Consider the following 17,779-nt stretch of genomic DNA (forward strand, 5'->3'; position numbering starts at 1 on the left):
GATTGGAAGAAGCCTTCGGGATGATGCAATCGGCCCGCCGCGCTCTGCCGCGCCGATTGCATCATCCCGAAGGCTTCTTCCAATCGGTCCACCCAGAACCGGCCCGCCTCCAGCGGCACATAGCCATCGGCCTCCCGCCACGGGAACACGTAAGGCCCGCTCTGCACGAAGTCGGTCACATGCGCGGGCGCCATCGGCCCCATCGGCGGGTCGGCCTCCATCCGGTCGTAGATCGCATCGACCCCGCCCTCGAACAGCGCCGCATAAGCCTCCTGCTGGCGCCGCGCTTCCGCGCTCATCCGCGGGGGCACCGCCTCCACCTGCCCCCGGGCCACCTGCGCCGCGGCATAGGCAAAGCTGGTGAGGATCTCTGGCCGCTCGCCGCCCACGCGCGACAACCCCGCCAACGCCACTGCCAACTCGCCCAGCGTCGCATCCACCTGCAAGCGCACCGCGCTGTAATGCGCCTCCGCCGCCTCCGCCTTGCCCTCCGCCTCCAGCATCCGCGCCAGATCGAGCCGCAGCGCCGCAATCAGCCGCCGCCCGTAGCCGTCCTGCGACATGGTGTCGAAATCGAGCAGCGCCGCGGGGATCTCAAGCGCCGCCACCTCCGGCCGCTCGCCCTCGGGCGCGGCGGCCACCACCTGAACCAGCATCGTCATCAGTTCCAGCAGGTCCACCATGTCGGCATGCACATAGTCCGCCCCCGGCTCCGGCGCGAAACGGGCGACCAGCGGGGCCATCGCCGCCATGTCCGGCACGCCCTTTGCGGTGAGCAACATCACCGCCTCCATCAGCGCCGCCCGCTTCGGCCCCAGCCCGCCATCGGCCAGCGCCCCCTCGGCCTCCTTGCGCGCCAGATCTCTTCGCCCAAGCCGCCAGTCCGCAAGCGCCGCTAAGGCCAGCAGCCCGGCGCGCAATTCGCTGCCCTCTGCCTGCGCAAGGTAGCCATCTCGCGCCGCCAGCAACTCACCCCGGTATTCCTTCATTCTCAGCGGCAAGAGCGGCAGCACCGCCCCGCCCGGCTGCCCGATCACCGGCGCCAACGCGGGCAGCAACCCCTCCGCCTCAGCCACCCGCGCGCCCTCATCGGCCACCCAGGCCGCCCGCGCCTCGGCATGCAGCCCGAGCAGCTGCACCCGCGCCCGCGTGGCCGTATCAAACCGCTCCGCCCAGCCGCCAAGCGCCATGTAATCCGCCGCATTGCCATAGGATGCCCCGGCCTGTGCAAAAAGCCCGAAGCCCGCGAGGATCTCGCCCCGCAGATACGCCATCTCGGGGATGCGCTTGGTCAGCATCGGCTGCCGCGCCCCGGCCTCGTCCAGCCGCGCCAGCGCCGCGCTCGCCTCCCCGGCGGCGTGATGCGCCAGCACCAGTGCAAGGTAGATGTCTGACAGCAGGAACGGGTCTTCCACCCCCTCCGCATCGTAACGCGCCACCAGCCCGCCCAGACGCTCCGCCGCGGCGGAGGCATCCTGCGCAATCTGCCCGTAGGCCGCGCCCAGCTCTTCATAGAGCGAGCCCTGCGCCCGCGCCCCACCGGCCAGCATCGCCAGCACCATCACCACGGCCAGACCGCGCAGCAAACCCGTAAATCCCATGGGCCAAGGCTACCAGCCGCGCAGACCCGGCCCAAGTGCAGTTATGAGGAAAATTCGGTGCGGGTGGAGGGACTTGAACCCCCACGCCTTGCGGCGCCAGAACCTAAATCTGGTGCGTCTACCAATTTCGCCACACCCGCTTTCCGTGGGAGCGGTATCTAACAGTGCCTCTCACGGCACGGAAGCCCGAAAATGCGGTTTCCTCCGTGGAAAACTGTGGCCATGAACACTTCCTTTACTCTAGCCTGACAAAAAAACGAGGCAGTACATAAAGAGCATCCCCATGTCTGACATGACGATGGGAGACCTGCGCCGCGCGGCACAGGTGTTCACTCCCGATCTCGGGCCGGCGGGCATTTCCGCCAGCGCCCGCGTTCTCACCGCGCAGGGCGAGCGCCAGCTCGGCCAGTTGGAACCCGGCGACAGGATCGTGTCTCGCACTTCCGGCATGATCCGCCTGTCCGCCCTCACCCGCTTCACCTGCGAGGCCGTGCCCATCGCGCTCGCGCCCCACGCGCTCGGCAATGGCCGCCCGTCCGACCTGCTGCATGTCAGCCCGGCCCAGAAGCTGCTGCTGCGCGACTGGCGCGCCAAGCTGCTCTACGGCAGCGCCGCCGCGCTCGCCCCCGCCGCCGCGCTGGTGGATAACGGCTACATCACCCGCACGCCCCGCCTGAAGGGGATGGAGATGGTCACGCTCACCTTCGACGCGCCCCAGATCCTCTATATCGGCATGCTCGAATGCGCCTTCGAACCGGACGAGGCCGCGCAGGCCGCGTGATGTGCACCGTCATCCTCGGGCTTGACCCGAGGATCTCCCATCACCAATTCCTCACACCGTCATCCTCGGGCTTGACCCGAGGACCTCTCACCTCAGAGATCCTCGGGTCAAGCCCGAGGATGACACCGCCCAACCCGCCTCCAACCGCGCCAACACCTGCGGCAGAACCTCCGGCAAATCCTCCGCAATCAGCCCCGGCCCGAACGCCCGCGCGCATTCCACGTGCAGCCAGGCGCCCACCTCGGTCGCCTGCATCGGCGCAAAGCCCCGCGCCATCAGCCCAGTGATGAACCCCGCCAGCACGTCCCCCGCTCCCGCCGTCGCCAGCCAGGGCGCAGACCGGTCATAGACCGCCGCATTCACCGAGCACGCCCCGTCCGGCCCCGCGATCACCGTGTCCGGCCCCTTGAACAGCACCACGCACCCCGCCCGCGCCGCCGCCTCGCGCGTCGCATCCACCTTGGAATAGGCCGGGCCACGCTCCGCCGGGGCCGCCAGCTTCTCGGCAATGTCCGGAAACAACCGCGCGAACTCCCCGCCATGCGGAGTCAGCACGCAGCCCTCGTGCAGCATCCCGAACAGTACCTCCGGCTCTTCCGCAAAAGCCGTCAACGCATCCGCATCGAGCACCACCGCGCGACCTGGCCCCAGAACCACCGGCACCATCTCCCGCGCCCGCTCCACCCCCAGCCCCGGCCCAAGGCAAACCGCATTGATCCTCCCGTCCTCCAGCACCCGCGCCAGCGCCTCGCCATCTCCTACAGCCTGCAACATCACCGCATCCAGCCGCGCCGCGTTCTCCTGCAACGCCCCCGGCGTCGGCGCCACCGTCACCAGTCCCGCGCCAATCCGCAACGCCCCCCGCGCCGCCATCCGCGCCGCACCGCCGCGCCCGGCGCCGCCGGCGAGGATGAGGGCATGACCGTGAGTGTATTTGTGGTCACAGGTCCACTTGGTCAGCCCCGGAAAATACCCGTCGTCGAACAAGCTACTCTCCACGCAAACGATAGAGCCTTCCGTTTCGGACCCGGACAGGCCGATTTCAGTCAGAACGGTCTTCCCGCACCACTCCGGACCATACGCCACGAAGTGCCCGACCTTCGCTTTGTGAAATGTGACGGTTAAGTCCGCCCTGATCGCCGGCAAGGCCCTCGGGACGGGGGCATCGAGCGTCACGCCGCTGTCAGCGCAGAGCCCGCTTGGAACATCCACTGCTACCCGTCGATCGCAATCCATGCAGTCGATAACACCGTCGAAGGATCCATAAAGGTCCGCCGCGACTGGCCGGGTCAGCCCGGTCCCAAAGATCGCATCAACCAACAGTTCGCAGCCGTGCGGCTCAAGGTCGGCTATGGCCCTTACCTCCCCTAACTCCCCCCACCGCTCAAAATTCACCCGCGCATCCGGCGGCAGCTTCCCGGCGTCGCCATACAAGAACACCTCCACCTCCCACCCCCACTCACGCAGCAGCCGCGCCACCACGAACCCGTCACCGCCGTTGTTGCCCGGCCCGCAGAGCACCACGGCGCGAAACGACCCCGCCGCCAGCTCCGGCCATTCCTCGAACACGGCCTCCACAACGCCCCGCCCGGCGCGTTCCATCAGCTCCAGCCCGGTGACCTCTCCCGAGGCGATCGCAGCCTCTTCGATGGCGCGCATTTGTGCAGAAGTCAGAAGTTCCATCGGCCGTTCGCCTCAAAAGTTTTCACACCGCCCACCTTGCAGGCCACTTGCATATTTTTTAATCACACCCGAGAATTCACCCGAGGCGCTCACCCGCGCGTTAACCGGCCCCGTTGCCGCCCCGCGCTGAAAGTGTTCTCACCCCTAGCGGAACGGACATCAAGGGAGTCGGTCTGGCATGAAGAAGATCGAGGCAATCATCAAACCCTTCAAACTCGACGACGTGAAGGAGGCTCTCCAGGAAATCGGCGTTCAGGGTCTTTCGGTCATCGAGGTCAAGGGGTTCGGGCGGCAGAAGGGCCATACCGAGTTGTATCGCGGCGCCGAATACGTCGTGGATTTTCTGCCGAAGGTGAAGATCGAGGTGGTGCTGGCCGATGACCAGCTCGACGCCGCCATCGAGGCGATCATGACCGCCGCCAAGACCGACAAGATCGGCGACGGCAAGATCTTCGTCTCCACCATCGAACAGGCGATCCGCATCCGCACCGGCGAGGACGGCGAAGAGGCGCTCTGAGCGCACGCCCATCGCCCGAGAAACTTTCAGTCAAGGAGAAAGAGAACAATCATGAGCAACAAGGACGTTCTCAAGACAATCAAGGATGAAGACGTCGAATACGTCGACATCCGCTTCACCGATCCGCGTGGCAAGCTGCAGCACGTCACCGTCATGTCCGATCAGGTCGACGAGGACTTCCTCGAAGAGGGCTTCATGTTCGACGGCTCCTCGATCGCCGGCTGGAAGACGATCGACAAGTCCGACATGAAGCTCATGCCCGACGCCGACAGCGCCTACATGGATCCGTTCTACGCCGAGAAAACCCTCTGCGTGCACTGCTCCGTGGTCGAGCCCGACACCGGCGAAGCCTACAACCGCGACCCGCGCGGCACCGCCCAGCTGGCCGAGGCCTACCTGAAGTCCTCCGGCATCGGCGACGCCTCCTACTTCGGTCCCGAGGCCGAGTTCTTCCTCTTCGACGACGTGCGCTACTCCGTCGAGATGAACAAGGTGAGCTACCAGGTCGATGCCGGTGACGCCTCCTGGAACACCGACACCGAGTTCGACATGGGCAACATGGGCCACCGTCCCGGCATCAAGGGCGGCTACTTCCCGGTCAACCCCACCGACGACGCCCAGGATCTGCGCTCCGAGATGCTCTCGACCATGAAGCGCATGGGCATGAAGGTCGACAAGCACCACCACGAGGTGGCCTCGTGCCAGCACGAGCTGGGCCTGATCTTCGGCACGCTCACCAAGCAGGCCGACGAGCTTCAGAAGTACAAGTACGTCATCCACAACGTGGCCAACGCCTACGGCAAGTCGGCCACCTTCATGCCCAAGCCAATTGCGGGCGACAACGGCACCGGCATGCACGTGAACATGTCGATCTGGAAAGACGGCAAGCCGCTCTTTGCAGGTGACAAATATGCCGACCTTTCCGACGAGGCGCTCTACTACATCGGCGGCATCCTGAAGCACGCCAAGGCGCTCAACGCCTTCACCAACCCCTCGACCAACAGCTACAAGCGCCTGATCCCCGGCTTCGAAGCCCCGGTTCTGCGCGCCTACTCCGCGTCGAACCGCTCGGGTTGCGTGCGTATCCCTTGGGCCGAAAGCCCCAAGGCCAAGCGCGTCGAGGCCCGCTTCCCGGATCCCTCGTCCAACCCCTACCTGTGCTTCTCGGCCCTGCTGATGGCCGGCCTCGACGGGATCAAGAACAAGATCCACCCGGGCGAAGCCATGGACAAAGACCTCTACGACCTGCCGCCCGAAGAGCTGGCCGGCATCCCCACCGTCTGCGCTTCGCTGCGTGAGGCCCTCTCCGAGCTGGAAGCCGACATGGACTTCCTCACCGCCGGCGACGTCTTCACCAAAGACCAGATCGAGGGCTACATGGACCTCAAGTGGGAAGAGATCTACGCCTACGAGCACACGCCCCACCCGGTCGAGTACAAGATGTACTACAGCTGCTGATTTCACGCGGGACAGTGAAACAAGGAAGGGGCGCCTCTCGGGGCGCCCCTTTTTTGTCGGCGAATTCTCTGACGTTTTTCAAGGCTTTCCGGCCAACCGCCGGGCGGAGAGGCAGGGCCGACGGTCCCGAAGAACAGGCGACCCTTCGCCCGATCGGCGCGGCAGACCAATTGGCTGCCATGTCAAAACACACAGCCGAAATACATGTTAACTTATGCAAATATTCATATATAACTATCTCTGATCACTGTCGCACACACCTGCCGACAGTCAACGGAGACAGACCATGACAAGCAGACCCCTCGCAAAGCTCGCCCTCACCCCGGGGCTCATCGCCCTCATGAGCACCACCGCGCTCGCGGGTGCCTTCGACCCGTCGCCGGTGGCGGGCACCGCGGGCGACGGCTACATCTTCGCCGATCCGGCCGAAGGCGTCATCACTCCCGGGGTTCAGGCAATCACCCTGGAACCCGGCGCAGAATACCCCAACACCTCCAACCCTTCCGGCATCCAGAACTGCCTGATGGCCGCAAACCCCGATATCCAGTGCGATGCGGACCCGGGTTCGGGAAAACGGATCAAGAGCCGCCTCACCGGACCCTCCGGGATGGATGTGCGCCTGACCACCCAGAGCACCGGGGACGTGACCGAATATTACACCTACGGCAAGACATCGAACCTCTCCGGCGCCCGGATCATCGGCTTCCAGCTCGAGCTGGGCACCGGCATCGGCGAAGACTTCTCCGCCTTCGCCACCACGGATCCCACCAACGCCGCCCTCTTCGACACCGAGTTCACCGGGGGCAACTTCAACCTGCCCGACGGCCTCTTCGGTGACGGCGGCCAAGAAGGTGACACCGGTTTCTTCGATGGCACCTCCAAGGCCTTCATGAGCACCGATGCGCTTGAGGCGACCCTGATCGAGCTGGGCGCAATAACCAACAATGCCACCTACACTGCACTTTTCGGCTCTGGCCTGCTCGACAACACCCAGATCCCCGACGGCCTCTTCTTCGACATGTCCAGCTACGACCCGGACGCGGATGAACCCGCCCTGATCGCCTGGCACAATGTCAGCACCGGCACCTGGACCTATGGCACCCTCGGCCTGCCCGGTGCCGAGCTCGATGAGAAGCTGGCCGATATCGCGGATTCGCTCGGCGTAGACGTGGCCGACCTCTCCTACACCGCCGATGCCGCCGTGCCGGATGAGATCGTCGCGGCGATGCAGTCCAACGGCCTCTACAGCGTCGACATCATCGAAGATCTCCGCAACCTCAACCTGAACTTCGTGATCGAGCTTGGTGACGTGGCCGGCGGCGAAGTCACTCTCCGCCTCGTGCCGGTCTTCGCCGACATCGTCGCCGAAACCGTCACGCCCTACCAGTTCAGCGTCGCCGGGATGCTGGATGCCGCCGCCGAGGTGCCCTACCTCGACATCGGCAATGCCGGCACCTACCAGACGGCCGTGAACGACCTGCTTGCGCTCGACGAGTCCGAACAACTCGCCCAACTGGAGACGATCGGCTACAGCTTCCTCGGCAGCTACGGGTCGCTCGCATATGACCTCGGCCGCGTGCCGGTGCTCGCCCTGCCGGAAGGCGGGATTCGCTTCGGCGAGGCAGGTGCAGTCCTCTCCACCAAGGATCTGCCCAACGGCTGGAGCATCGGCGACAACACCCGCGGCTTCGTCAGTGCGCTCGGCAGTTCCTCCAGCTACGACCGCACCACCAACGGCGCCGGCTACGACACCAGCTCCTTCTCCGCTGTCGGCGGCGTCGAATGGCAGCTCGACCCGACGACGGCTTTCGGGGTCATGGTCGGCGGCGGCAGCGGCACGGCTGACATCGATGACGGGCTCGGCTCGGTCGAGGTCGAGGCACTCACGGTGGCAGTGTTTGGCCGCAAGGCCTTCGGCGAAGGTGGCAGCCTCAACATGATCCTCGGGTTCCAGGATCTTGGCTTCGACAGTACCCGCGAAGTCATGGGCGCGACGGCCACCGGAGAAACCGATGGCTCCCAGGTCTTTGCCGCGCTGAAGGCGCAATACCTATTCCGGAACGGCGCCTTCAGCTACGGTCCTCGCGGCTCGCTCGAACTCTACAGCCAGTCCGTCGACGGCTTCGAGGAAACCGGCGCCGGGGCCTGGAACCTCTCGGTCGGAGACCAGAGCGGCACCCTGAGCATCGCATCGCTCGGCGTCGTGGGTGAATACGCGGTGCCGGGAACCAGCTCCGACACCCGCCTCACTGGCGGATTGTCCTTCACAACCGCCTCCGGGGGCGACCAGCTGATCCAGACGGGCTTCGTCGGGCTTCCCTCCGCCAATCTCCCGGTCGATGGTTTCTCCGACCAATGGGTGGATCTCGATCTCGGCCTGTCCGTCGGGCTCGGCGGTTCCAGCGGCGGAAATAGCCGCCTGCGCGCGGGCTATCACGGCGCCTTTGGGGACGGGTACGAAAGCCACGCAGCGCATGTTTCGCTGAGCATTGCCTTCTGATCCGGCGGTGATACCGGTCGGGCAGCGTCACCGAGGCTGCCCGGCCTCCTGGCCTGCCTCCGCCGGGCCACGGCCGTTGTGCTAGCAGCCGCAGCAGGCCGCGCCGCTGCCCTGCCCCTGCCCAACTCTGGCCCGATTGCCATGCCATCACGCCAGAAAGGCAGAGCAACCAGACATAGAGGCACACAACATGCCCCTTCCCAGCCGGATCGACGCCGCGCTTCTCTACCCCGCCCCGCCGGAGGTGGATTTCGAAGCCATTGCGGAGAGCGTCAACGCCATCATGGCACCCTCCGGTATTGCCCTGCAGACCATCACGCTGAAACCCGGCCAGGGGGCCAAGCTCGAGGCCAACGGCATCTCGCTGACCCTTGCCCAGGCGGGCAAACGGCTGACCGAAAGCCGCCTGACCCGCGCCATGGCCTCCGATTACACCCGCCTCACCGGGCTGGATGCCGCCGCCGAAGTGGCGGCCCACGGGGCCTTCGTTGCCGTCGTCGCCGAGGCCAAGGGCTTCGACGCGGGCAGCCAGGACAGCTTCGAAACCCTGCTCGCCCTCACCCAGATCGCCGCCAGCCACCTCGCCATGGAGGCCGAACCGCTCGCCATCCACTGGGGCCAGTCCGATCAGCTGTTCTCGCCTGAGCGCTTCCTTGCCATGGCCGATGTGCTCTTTCCGCTGCCGCTCTTCTGCCACCCCCGGCCCTTCTCCTCGGGCCGCGTCGCCGAAGGCACGCAATGCATCGGATTCCGGCTCAATCACGCCGAAGAGGTGCTGGGCCGCCCGCTGCTGTTCCGCGAGGCCCCGGCCCGCCTGCCCTACCTGCTCGACCGCGCCTATGCCTTCATCGACCATTGCCGCGAGGCAGGCCGCATCCTCGGTGACGGCGCCCAGTTCGGGGCCGCGCCGGGCGAGGTGATCGCGGTGGCGATGAAGCCGCCGAGCGAGGGCTACCCGCAGGGCCACATCGAGCTCACCCTGCGCGAGCGCGAAGGCGTCTTCCAGCTTCAGCCCGAGGGCGCCTTCAACCCCGAAGGCATGGCCGATGCCCGCCCCGAAAGCGCGCCGGCAGGGCCGCTCCCGACAGGTGGCAAAACCGGCAACGCGGTCGACGATTTCTTCTCCACCCCCGATGCCGCCGCCCGCGAGCGGATCGGCCAGGCCGGCACCGGCGGCAGCCCCGCGCTGAATGGCCTCGGGGGCGGCACCACCGCCGCGATGGATAGCGCTGGCGGCCTCGAAAAACTCCGCGAAGCCTCCCGCGAACGGATGGAGCGCGAGAAGCGCAAGTCGGACGCCCATGTGAAGCAGATGCAATGGGTCGGATTCCTCTTCGGCGCGGGCATCCCCGGCTGGCAAACCGCCGCCACCTCGCCCGGCCTGCAAAAGGCCCTGCCGTGGCTCGCCGCCTTCGCCACGGCGCTCGTGCACCCCATCGCCGCGCTGGTGATCGTCGCCATCCACCTGACCCGGCCCATGCCCTATTACGTCTACGGCGGGCTGGCCTTTCTCGTATTCCTCGGCGCGATGATGACCGGCGCCGATCCCGCGCTGGGATACATGGATATCATGGCGCTGGTCATGGGCGGCGATGTCTCGCTCTTCTCCGGCGGAGACTACGAGCCGACCAACTTCGTCGAGCGCGACTACTACGAAGGCGCGCGCGGGCAGGCCCCCACCTCGGGCTGGGGCGCGCTACTCGGCGGCATGTTCTGAGGCCGCGATCCGCGCTCTCTGCTCTGCCGTCAGGGCCGAGGCCTCAACCACCGTTGTGTGGATCGAAAACAGCACCGCGCCCGTCTCCGGCATCCTCAGCAATCCCTGCCGCTCGCTCCTGAAGTAGCGGGCACGGGCCTCCCAGTGCTTTTCCGAGACTTCGCTGCGCGGGTAGAAGAGCGTCGGGTCCGAATGGTAGTGCCCGTTCGCCCGCCACAGCCCCATCCCGGGCCGCAGCGCCGCCATCATCCGCTCCACCCGCGCATTCAGATCCGCACCGTAGCCCGGCACCGGCTGGTGAATGCGCAGCAGCGCGCGGCCCATCTTCTCCGCCAGCACCCAGCGCGACGGAAAGCACAGCACCGCGCCGATGAGCACCTGCGCCCCGTCACGGGGCTCCAGCAGGCAGATGTCCTCCGCCACCAGCCGCCCGAGCGTGCCCAGCGGATCGCGTGCGTCCACCCCCACGCGCCGCCCGTCGGGGCAGGTCACCACCCCGCCCGCCACGCCCCATTCGTCGCGCGCCTCCAGATGCGCCAGCACCATCCGCAGCGCCTCATCCGCCACGGCCTCGCGGCCCGGTTCCAACGCCATCACCTCGCCCCGCCGCGCGGCCAGCAGTTGCTCCCGCTCCGCCATCTGCGCCCCATAGGCGTCATCGACGGTCAGCCACCCCGCCATCTCAAGTGGCGCGGTGCCCGGCAAGCGCCCGTACCCGGGCGGCAGCGCCCCTAGGCGCGACTGAAGAATCGGATCCATGACCACAGGGTGTGGCCATTTCCCGGCGCACGACAAGCGGGTTCATCGGCGCTGCCCCGCCCTGCACCCGGCAACAATCCGCCATAGCCTCTTTGTGACTTGGCCAGGTCCCGCCGTCACATTAATCTGTTCGAAAGTTCATTTTCACGAGGCATTTGTCCCATGCTCAAGCCCCTTCTCACCGCCGCACTGCTCGCCCTCTCGCCCGCCGCTGCCATGGCCATCGGCTGCGGCAAAAACGCCTCCGGCTTCGAAGCCTGGAAGAGGGATTTCGCAAAGGTCGCCCAGCAGAACGGCGTCGGCCAACGCGGCCTCTCGGCGCTCGCGCAAACCAGCTACGCCAAGCGCACCATCGCCGCCGACCGCAACCAGAAGAGCTTCAAGTACTCCCTTCAGAAGTTCATGCAGATCCGCGGTTCCAACACGATCATCGCCCAGGGCAAGAAGCGCCGCGCCCGCAACGCGAACTTCTACAACGGGCTGGAACAACGTTTCGGCGTGCCCGCCGGCGTCATCATCGCGATCCACGGGATGGAAACCGGCTTCGGCAACTTCATGGGCGACAGCAACGTGCTCAACGCCACAGTGACCCTGGCCTATGATTGCCGCCGCCCCGCCTTCTTCCTCCCCCACGCCATTTCCGCGCTCAAGATGATCGACCGCGGGATCATGTCGCCCAATGCCATCGGCGCCAAGCACGGCGAGCTGGGCCACACCCAGTTCCTCCCCGGCAACGCCCTGCGCTACGGGATCGACGGCAACGGCGATGGCCGGCTGGACCTGAACAACCAGTCCGATGCGCTAGCCTCCACCGCCAACTACCTGCGCGCCAAGGGCTGGAAGCCCGGCCAGCCCTACGGTGAAGGCACCCACAACTTCCGCGTCCTCAAGGAGTGGAACGCCGCCACCGTCTACCAGAAGAGCCTCGCCATCATGGGCACCGCTATCGACGGTCGCTGACCTTCAGGGTGGGCCATCTGCCCCCGCCAGTTGGGCGGAGCTGCCGGTCCAGACATTGCCCTGACGGCTTGGCAGCAGTCCAAATCCATGCCGTAGGGTGCGCATTCATGGCGCACCCAAACGCCCGCCGCTCACGGCGCTACCAGCTCCCCCACCACCCCAAAGTGGTCCGACCCGAGCTGCCCCCGGATCACCGTGCGCCCGCGCCAGCCCTCCGGCGCCAGCACATGGTCGATCGGCAGCCACAATTTGCCACCGAACTGCTCGATGCTCAGCCGCGCCCGTCCCACGTGCCGCGCGCCCAGCGCGTCTTCCACCCGCGCCATCGCGCCCGACCATGGCACCATGTTGAAATCTCCGCCCAGAAACACCGGCCCCTCCAGAGCCGCCAGCTCCGGCAGGGCGCGGGCAAGGTGGCCAAACTGGCCATGGGGTGCGGGCCAGTGCAGGTGCAGGGACACCAACCACACCGCGCCCTCCGGGTGATCCACCTTCATCCCCGCCCAGCCATAGCCACAGGCCGTATCGAGGGCAGGCCAACGCGCCAGCACGGCCTGCCCGCCCACCGCCGAGAACGGGCAGTAATGCTGCCCCGGCCAGCCCTCCGCCAGCGCGCCCATTATCGCCCGGTTCTCGGCGTCCACCTCCTGCAGCGTCACAAAATCCGGCGCCACCGCGCGGATGTCCTCCACCAGCGGCGCCACGCCGGGCATCCGGAAGTTCATGTTCTTCTGATAGAGCACCAGTGCCGCCGCCCCGCCGGGCTCGGGCCGCCACTTGTCCCAGCCCACCGGCGCCAGCGCGAGCAGCACCGCGAGCCAAAGCGCGCCCACCCAGCGCCAGGTGAAGGCGCCGAACACCCCGCACAGGCCGAGCCAGGCCAATCCGCCAAGCCCCACCCAGCTGCGCGCCACGGCAAGGCTGTCGCCCCAGGCCCACCAGCGCCCCGCAAAGCTCGCCGCCAGCGCCACAAGACCCAGCACCGCCACGGCCCGCAAGAGCCCCCGCACCATTGCCATCACCGTCTCCGCCTTTACCTTCGCCCAAGACCTACCCCGAGGAGCCGCCCATGCCCACAGATCGCATCACCTTTCCCGGCGCGCGTGGCGTCAGCCTCGCCGCCCGGCTCGACCGGCCCGACGGGGAGCACCTCGCCACCGCCCTCTTCGCCCATTGCTTCACCTGCTCCAAGGACATTCCCGCCGCCCGCCGTATCGCCGCCCGGCTCGCCGCCGAAGGCATCGCCGTGCTGCGCTTCGACTTCACCGGGCTGGGCCACTCCGGGGGCGAATTCGCCAATACCGACTTCTCCTCCAACGTGGCCGATCTCGAAGCCGCCGCCGCCTGGCTCACGGCGCAGGGCATGGCCCCCTCCCTGCTGATCGGCCACAGCCTCGGCGGCGCCGCCATGCTCAAGGCCGCCCGCCGGATTGAAAGCGCCCGCGCCGTCGCCACCATCGGCGCGCCCTTCGACCCGGCCCATGTTACCCACAACTTCGGCGCCGCGCTGGAGACGATCGAAGCCGAGGGGGAAGCCGAGGTAGACCTCGGAGGCCGCCCCTTCACCATCCGCCGCGACTTCCTCGAAGACGTGCGCGCCGAAAATCTCGCCCCAGAGATCGGCGCCCTCCATCGCGCCCTGCTGGTGCTCCACGCCCCGCGTGACGCCGTGGTGGGCATCGAGAACGCCAGCCAGATCTTCACCGCCGCCAAGCACCCCAAGAGCTTCGTCACCCTCGACGACGCCGACCACCTCGTGACCGACCCGGACGACGCCGAATATGCCGCCGAGGTCATCGCCACCTGGGCCGACCGCTACCTCGACCTCCCCGAGCCGCCGCCGCCCGAAGGCGCGCCCGAGGGCGTCATCCGGGTGTCCGAGGCCGATCCGGACGGCTTCCTGCAGGATGTCCAGTCTGGCCCCCACCACCACATCCTCGCCGACGAACCCGAAAGCTTCGGTGGCACCAACCGCGGCCTCACCCCCTACGGCCTGCTCGCCGCAGGCCTCGGCGCCTGCACCTCCATGACCCTCCGCATGTATGCACGCCGCAAAGGCTGGCCGCTCACCCATGTCAGCGTCGATGTGACACACGACAAGCAGCACGCCGCAGACGCAGAAACCGAGGCCCCCAGGAAGGCCGACCACTTCCACCGCACCATTCACCTGACCGGCGACCTGACCTCCAACCAGCGCCGGCGCCTCCTCGCAATCGCCGACAAGTGCCCCGTCCACCGCACGCTGGAACAAAGCGCCGAGATCGCCACCACCCTCGCCACCTGACCGAACCCAATTGCGCGCCTGCGGCGCATTCCTTTTGTTTTGCGCCTCCGGCGTGAGTATTTGTCGCAAGAAAATGAACAGGTCTTACCCGGCAGCCAGACCGGAACAATTCGTCTAAAATTGTTCCCAACCCGCCCCATTTTCTTGCTGTAAATATCTCCGGGGGGTTCGGGGGGCTGGCCCCCCGGCGCCAACCACCGACCCGGCCGGCTGGACAACCCGCGCCCAGCGCCCCACTCTCCGCCGCAAAGGAGATCAAATGTCCCCCCGCAAGATCATCATAGACACCGACCCCGGCCAAGATGACGCCGTCGCCATCCTGCTGGCCCTCGCCTCGCCCGAGCTCGAGGTTCTGGGCGTCACCGCCGTGGCCGGCAACGTGCCCCTTGAGCTGACGTCGCTCAACGCCCGCAAGGTGGTGGAACTCTCGGGCAAAACCGATGTGCCCGTCTTCGCGGGCTGCGAGAAACCGCTGGCCCACCGCCTCACCACCGCCGAACACGTGCACGGTAAAACCGGCCTCGACGGGGCCGACCTGCCCGAGCCGCAGCTTGCCCTGCAAGAGCGCCACGCAGTCGATTTCATCATCGACAGCCTGCGCGCCGAGGCCCCCGGCAGCGTCACCCTCTGTCCCCTCGGCCCACTCACCAATATCGCCACGGCGCTGCGGCGCGCGCCCGACATTGCACCGAAAATCGCCGAGATCGTGCTGATGGGCGGCGCCTATTTCGAGGTCGGCAACATCACGCCCGCCGCCGAGTTCAACATCTATGTCGACCCCGAAGCCGCTGACATCGTGTTCAAATCGGGCGTTCCGCTCACCGTCATGTCGCTCGATGTGACCCACAAGGCCCTGGTCACCCGCCCGCGCCACGCCGCCTTCGCCGCGCTCGGCAACGCCGCGGGCCAGGCCGTGGCGGGCTGGGTCGGTTTCTTCGAGCGCTTCGATGTCGCCAAATACGGCTCCGATGGCGGCCCCCTGCATGACCCGACAACCATCGCCTACCTGCTCGATCCCACCCTCTTCACCGGGCGGCACATCAACGTCGAGATCGAAACCGGCTCCCCGCTCACCCGCGGCATGACGGTGGCAGACTGGTGGGGCGTCACCGACCGCGCCCCCAACGCCACCTTCATGGGCACCATCGACGCGCCCGGCTTTTTCAAGCTCCTCACCGAGCGTCTGGCCGCGCTGCCATGAGCGCGCAGATCCACCTCGCCGGACCGGAGGATGCCGACCGGGTGCTCTCCATGGTCGCCCGCTTCCACGAGGAGTTTGCCCTCGACCTTTCCGACGCGCACCGCGCCAAAGCGGTCCTTCCCCTGCTAGAGGGCAACCCCCTCGGCGCGATCTACCTGATCGGTCCGCGCCGCGCCCCGGTGGGTTACATCTGCGTCTGCTTCGGCTGGGCCATCGAGATGGGCGGGATCGACGGCTTCATCGATGAATTCTGGATCCGCCCCTCCGTCCGTGGCCGCGGCATCGGCGCCGAGGCCCTCCACAAGCTGCTGCCCGCACTGGCCGCCGCCGGGGTCCGCTTCATGCATATGGAAGTCGACCGGGAGGACGAGAAGGCCCAACGGCTTTACGCCCGCGCTGGCTTCGAGCTGCGCGAGCGCTACGTCCTGATGTCAAAGGATCTCAGCAAACCGTTCAAGGCATGACCCTCCACCTGCCCCTCACCCAAAGCTACACACGCCTCGGCCCCGCCTTCTTCCACGCGCAGGAGGCCGAGCCGGTGAAAGCACCCGAACTCCTGCTGCTGAACGAGGGCCTCGCCCGCACGCTCGGCCTCGACCCTGAGGCGCTGAAATCTCCCGAAGGGCTGGCGCTGCTCTCCGGCAACGCGCCGCCGGCCCAGCACAGCCCCATTGCGCAGGTCTACGCAGGTCACCAGTTCGGCGGCTGGTCGCCCCAGCTCGGCGATGGCCGGGCGCTGCTTCTGGGCGACATCGAAACACCCCAGGGCGCCTTCGACATCCAGCTCAAGGGCTCTGGCCGCACCCCCTATTCCCGCAATGGCGACGGGCGGGCCTGGCTGGGGCCGGTGCTGCGCGAGTTCATCGTCTCGGAGGCCATGCATGCGCTCGGCGTGCCCACCACCCGCGCGCTGGCCGCCGTGGCCACCGGCGAGCGGGTGCAACGCGAACGGGTCTACCCCGGCGCCATCCTCACCCGCGTCGCCGCCAGCCACATCCGCGTCGGCACCTTCCAGTATTTCGCCGCCCGGGGCGACACAGAGAGCCTTCAGGCCCTCACCGACTATGCGCTCAAACGCCACTACCCCGAGGCCGAAGGCCCGATGGGCCTGCTCTCCGCCGTGGTCGCGGCGCAGGCCAGGCTCATCGCCCATTGGATGTCCCTCGGCTTCATCCACGGCGTCATGAACACCGACAACATGGCGATTTCCGGCCAGACCATCGACTACGGCCCCTGCGCCTTCATGGATGGCTACCACCCGCAAACCGTCTATTCCTCGATCGACCGGATGGGCCGCTACGCCTACGACCAGCAGGCCAATGTCGGCGGCTGGAACCTTGCGCAACTCGCCTCGGCTCTCCTGCCCATCATGGGCGGTGAAGAGGCGATCCCCGAGGCGACCGAACGCGTCAACGCCTTCCGCGAGGCCTACCAGCAGGCCTATATCGCCCGCTTCGGCGCCAAGCTCGGGCTTGCCGAGCCCACCGAGGCAGACCTGCCCCTCATCACCGGCCTGCTCGAAATCATGGCGGCGGAAGAGGCGGATTTCACCAACACCTTTCGCGCGCTTGCCGAAGGCCACATCCCCCTGCCCGACAGCCTGCCCTTCGCCACCTGGCACGGCACATGGCAGGCGCGCGGGCCGTCCACCGAGCTCATGCTGAGGGCCAACCCCGCGCTCATCCCGCGCAACCACCGCGTAGAAGAGGCGATCCAGGCCGCCGTGGAAGGCAACCTCGCCCCCGCCACCCGCCTGATCGAGGCCCTCGCCACGCCCTACGATCCGCCCGTGGGCACCGAAGACCTGCGCCTGCCGCCCGAACCGCACGAGGTGGTGCAAGCCACCTTCTGCGGCACCTGACCCGAACGTGAGCCATGAATTTTCGTACGAAAATTCGTCGTCCTGCTCAGGCCGTACGCACCCGCCCCACCGGGCGGTTCACCAGCCAGAGGCCCGCCGCCACCAGCGTAAGCGCCACCAGCACCGAGTGCCCCAGCTCTTCCCCAAGCACCACCCAGCCCAGCACGCTGGCAAAGACCGGGGTCAGAAAGCCGAAACTGGCCACCGAGCTGGCCGGATAGAGCTTCAGGATCCACATCCAGAACAAGAAGCCCGCGCCCGAAATCACCAGCCCCTGCACCCCGAGAATGCCCCAGTGCAGCAACCCGGGGTCACGCAGCAGCGGCCCGAAGAGCGGCGCCAGCCCGAGGAGCAGAACGCAGGAAACGATGAGCTGCCAGAACAGCTGGCTCTCCGCCCGCACCTCCCGCATCCGCGAGCCCCGGGCGATCAGCGCGATCCCGGCCCAGCCCCAGGC

The 17,779-nt window shown here is 67.2% G+C and carries 15 protein-coding genes and 1 tRNA gene; 10 read left to right on the forward strand and 6 right to left on the reverse strand.

Annotated features, from left to right (window positions below):
- Both DYI42_RS19765 and DYI42_RS19770 read right to left on the reverse strand, forming a co-directional pair.
- A partial coding sequence (locus tag DYI42_RS19765; RefSeq protein WP_213548308.1) for a hypothetical protein occupies nt 1-1,601 on the reverse strand: 1,601 nt, incomplete at its 3' end.
- A gap of 58 nt (nt 1,602-1,659) precedes the next feature.
- Nucleotides 1,660-1,741, reverse strand: a tRNA-Leu gene (locus DYI42_RS19770).
- A gap of 143 nt (nt 1,742-1,884) precedes the next feature.
- On the opposite strand from DYI42_RS19770, the gene DYI42_RS19775 reads away from it, so the two are divergent.
- Nucleotides 1,885-2,382 carry a Hint domain-containing protein gene (locus DYI42_RS19775; RefSeq protein ID WP_213548309.1) on the forward strand — a complete coding sequence of 166 codons (498 nt, stop codon included), beginning with the start codon at nt 1,885-1,887 and terminating at the stop codon, nt 2,380-2,382.
- An 87-nt stretch (nt 2,383-2,469) separates the two neighbouring features.
- Here the strand turns inward: DYI42_RS19775 and DYI42_RS19780 are convergent, their stop codons facing one another.
- Nucleotides 2,470-4,065, reverse strand: coding sequence for an NAD(P)H-hydrate dehydratase (locus DYI42_RS19780; RefSeq protein WP_213548310.1), 1,596 nt, complete (start codon nt 4,063-4,065; stop codon nt 2,470-2,472).
- Nucleotides 4,066-4,243: 178 nt separating this feature from the next.
- Between DYI42_RS19780 and DYI42_RS19785 the strand changes: the two genes are divergently transcribed.
- The 4 genes from DYI42_RS19785 (at nt 4,244) to DYI42_RS19800 (ending at nt 10,257) form a co-directional block, all read left to right on the forward strand.
- A complete protein-coding gene (locus DYI42_RS19785; protein WP_213548311.1) occupies nt 4,244-4,582 on the forward strand; it encodes a P-II family nitrogen regulator in 339 nt (112 codons plus the stop codon).
- A gap of 51 nt (nt 4,583-4,633) precedes the next feature.
- Entirely contained in the window at nt 4,634-6,040 is a 1,407-nt protein-coding gene (glnA, locus tag DYI42_RS19790; RefSeq protein WP_213548312.1) for a type I glutamate--ammonia ligase, read from the forward strand.
- A gap of 286 nt (nt 6,041-6,326) precedes the next feature.
- Nucleotides 6,327-8,540, forward strand: a complete 2,214-nt coding sequence (locus DYI42_RS19795; RefSeq protein WP_213548313.1) for a choice-of-anchor F family protein — start codon at nt 6,327-6,329, stop codon at nt 8,538-8,540.
- A 190-nt stretch (nt 8,541-8,730) separates the two neighbouring features.
- Nucleotides 8,731-10,257: a hypothetical protein gene (locus DYI42_RS19800; protein WP_213548314.1), complete on the forward strand. Its 1,527-nt coding sequence runs from the start codon at nt 8,731-8,733 to the stop codon at nt 10,255-10,257.
- Here DYI42_RS19800 and DYI42_RS19805 read toward each other — a convergent pair.
- The gene (locus tag DYI42_RS19805; protein WP_213548316.1) at nt 10,237-11,016 is read right to left on the reverse strand and encodes a heme-dependent oxidative N-demethylase family protein; all 780 of its coding nucleotides are present in this window, start codon (nt 11,014-11,016) and stop codon (nt 10,237-10,239) included. The two genes, DYI42_RS19800 and DYI42_RS19805, sit on opposite strands and share 21 nt — an antisense overlap.
- A 162-nt stretch (nt 11,017-11,178) precedes the next feature.
- On the opposite strand from DYI42_RS19805, the gene DYI42_RS19810 reads away from it, so the two are divergent.
- Nucleotides 11,179-11,976: a lytic murein transglycosylase gene (locus DYI42_RS19810; RefSeq protein WP_213548318.1), complete on the forward strand. Its 798-nt coding sequence runs from the start codon at nt 11,179-11,181 to the stop codon at nt 11,974-11,976.
- Nucleotides 11,977-12,107: 131 nt separating this feature from the next.
- Here DYI42_RS19810 and DYI42_RS19815 read toward each other — a convergent pair whose 3' ends face one another.
- Nucleotides 12,108-12,995: an endonuclease/exonuclease/phosphatase family protein gene (locus DYI42_RS19815; RefSeq protein WP_213548320.1), complete on the reverse strand. Its 888-nt coding sequence runs from the start codon at nt 12,993-12,995 to the stop codon at nt 12,108-12,110.
- 50 nt (nt 12,996-13,045) lie between these two features.
- Here DYI42_RS19815 and DYI42_RS19820 point away from each other — a divergent pair, with 50 nt between their 5' ends.
- From DYI42_RS19820 to DYI42_RS19835, 4 genes are all read left to right on the forward strand, one after another.
- Nucleotides 13,046-14,260 carry a bifunctional alpha/beta hydrolase/OsmC family protein gene (locus DYI42_RS19820; protein WP_213548322.1) on the forward strand — a complete coding sequence of 405 codons (1,215 nt, stop codon included), beginning with the start codon at nt 13,046-13,048 and terminating at the stop codon, nt 14,258-14,260.
- A 259-nt stretch (nt 14,261-14,519) separates the two neighbouring features.
- Nucleotides 14,520-15,461 carry a nucleoside hydrolase gene (locus DYI42_RS19825; protein ID WP_213548324.1) on the forward strand — a complete coding sequence of 314 codons (942 nt, stop codon included), beginning with the start codon at nt 14,520-14,522 and terminating at the stop codon, nt 15,459-15,461.
- Complete coding sequence (locus DYI42_RS19830; RefSeq protein ID WP_213548326.1) at nt 15,458-15,925, forward strand: GNAT family N-acetyltransferase; 468 nt, start codon at nt 15,458-15,460, stop codon at nt 15,923-15,925. Before DYI42_RS19825 ends, DYI42_RS19830 begins: the two co-directional genes overlap by 4 nt.
- Nucleotides 15,922-17,322: a protein adenylyltransferase SelO gene (locus DYI42_RS19835; RefSeq protein ID WP_213548328.1), complete on the forward strand. Its 1,401-nt coding sequence runs from the start codon at nt 15,922-15,924 to the stop codon at nt 17,320-17,322. Before DYI42_RS19830 ends, DYI42_RS19835 begins: the two co-directional genes overlap by 4 nt.
- A 46-nt stretch (nt 17,323-17,368) precedes the next feature.
- Here DYI42_RS19835 and DYI42_RS19840 read toward each other — a convergent pair.
- On the reverse strand, nt 17,369-17,779 hold a 411-nt coding region (locus tag DYI42_RS19840), incomplete at its 5' end, for a DMT family transporter (protein ID WP_213548330.1).

The sequence above is a fragment of the Vannielia litorea genome, from assembly GCF_018424695.1.
In the GTDB taxonomy this organism is placed as follows: Bacteria; Pseudomonadota; Alphaproteobacteria; order Rhodobacterales; family Rhodobacteraceae; genus Vannielia; species Vannielia litorea_A.

Excerpts from the sequence above, each read along its gene's own strand:
- DYI42_RS19775 (WP_213548309.1), top strand. The coding sequence starts at position 1,885 with ATGTCTGACATGACGATGGGAGACCTGCGCCGCGCGGCACAGGTGTTC.
- DYI42_RS19780 (WP_213548310.1), bottom strand. The coding sequence starts at position 4,065 with ATGGAACTTCTGACTTCTGCACAAATGCGCGCCATCGAAGAGGCTGCG.
- DYI42_RS19785 (WP_213548311.1), top strand. The coding sequence starts at position 4,244 with ATGAAGAAGATCGAGGCAATCATCAAACCCTTCAAACTCGACGACGTG.
- glnA (WP_213548312.1), top strand. The coding sequence starts at position 4,634 with ATGAGCAACAAGGACGTTCTCAAGACAATCAAGGATGAAGACGTCGAA.
- DYI42_RS19795 (WP_213548313.1), top strand. The coding sequence starts at position 6,327 with ATGACAAGCAGACCCCTCGCAAAGCTCGCCCTCACCCCGGGGCTCATC.
- DYI42_RS19800 (WP_213548314.1), top strand. The coding sequence starts at position 8,731 with ATGCCCCTTCCCAGCCGGATCGACGCCGCGCTTCTCTACCCCGCCCCG.
- DYI42_RS19805 (WP_213548316.1), bottom strand. The coding sequence starts at position 11,016 with ATGGATCCGATTCTTCAGTCGCGCCTAGGGGCGCTGCCGCCCGGGTAC.
- DYI42_RS19810 (WP_213548318.1), top strand. The coding sequence starts at position 11,179 with ATGCTCAAGCCCCTTCTCACCGCCGCACTGCTCGCCCTCTCGCCCGCC.
- DYI42_RS19815 (WP_213548320.1), bottom strand. The coding sequence starts at position 12,995 with ATGGCAATGGTGCGGGGGCTCTTGCGGGCCGTGGCGGTGCTGGGTCTT.
- DYI42_RS19820 (WP_213548322.1), top strand. The coding sequence starts at position 13,046 with ATGCCCACAGATCGCATCACCTTTCCCGGCGCGCGTGGCGTCAGCCTC.
- DYI42_RS19825 (WP_213548324.1), top strand. The coding sequence starts at position 14,520 with ATGTCCCCCCGCAAGATCATCATAGACACCGACCCCGGCCAAGATGAC.
- DYI42_RS19830 (WP_213548326.1), top strand. The coding sequence starts at position 15,458 with ATGAGCGCGCAGATCCACCTCGCCGGACCGGAGGATGCCGACCGGGTG.
- DYI42_RS19835 (WP_213548328.1), top strand. The coding sequence starts at position 15,922 with ATGACCCTCCACCTGCCCCTCACCCAAAGCTACACACGCCTCGGCCCC.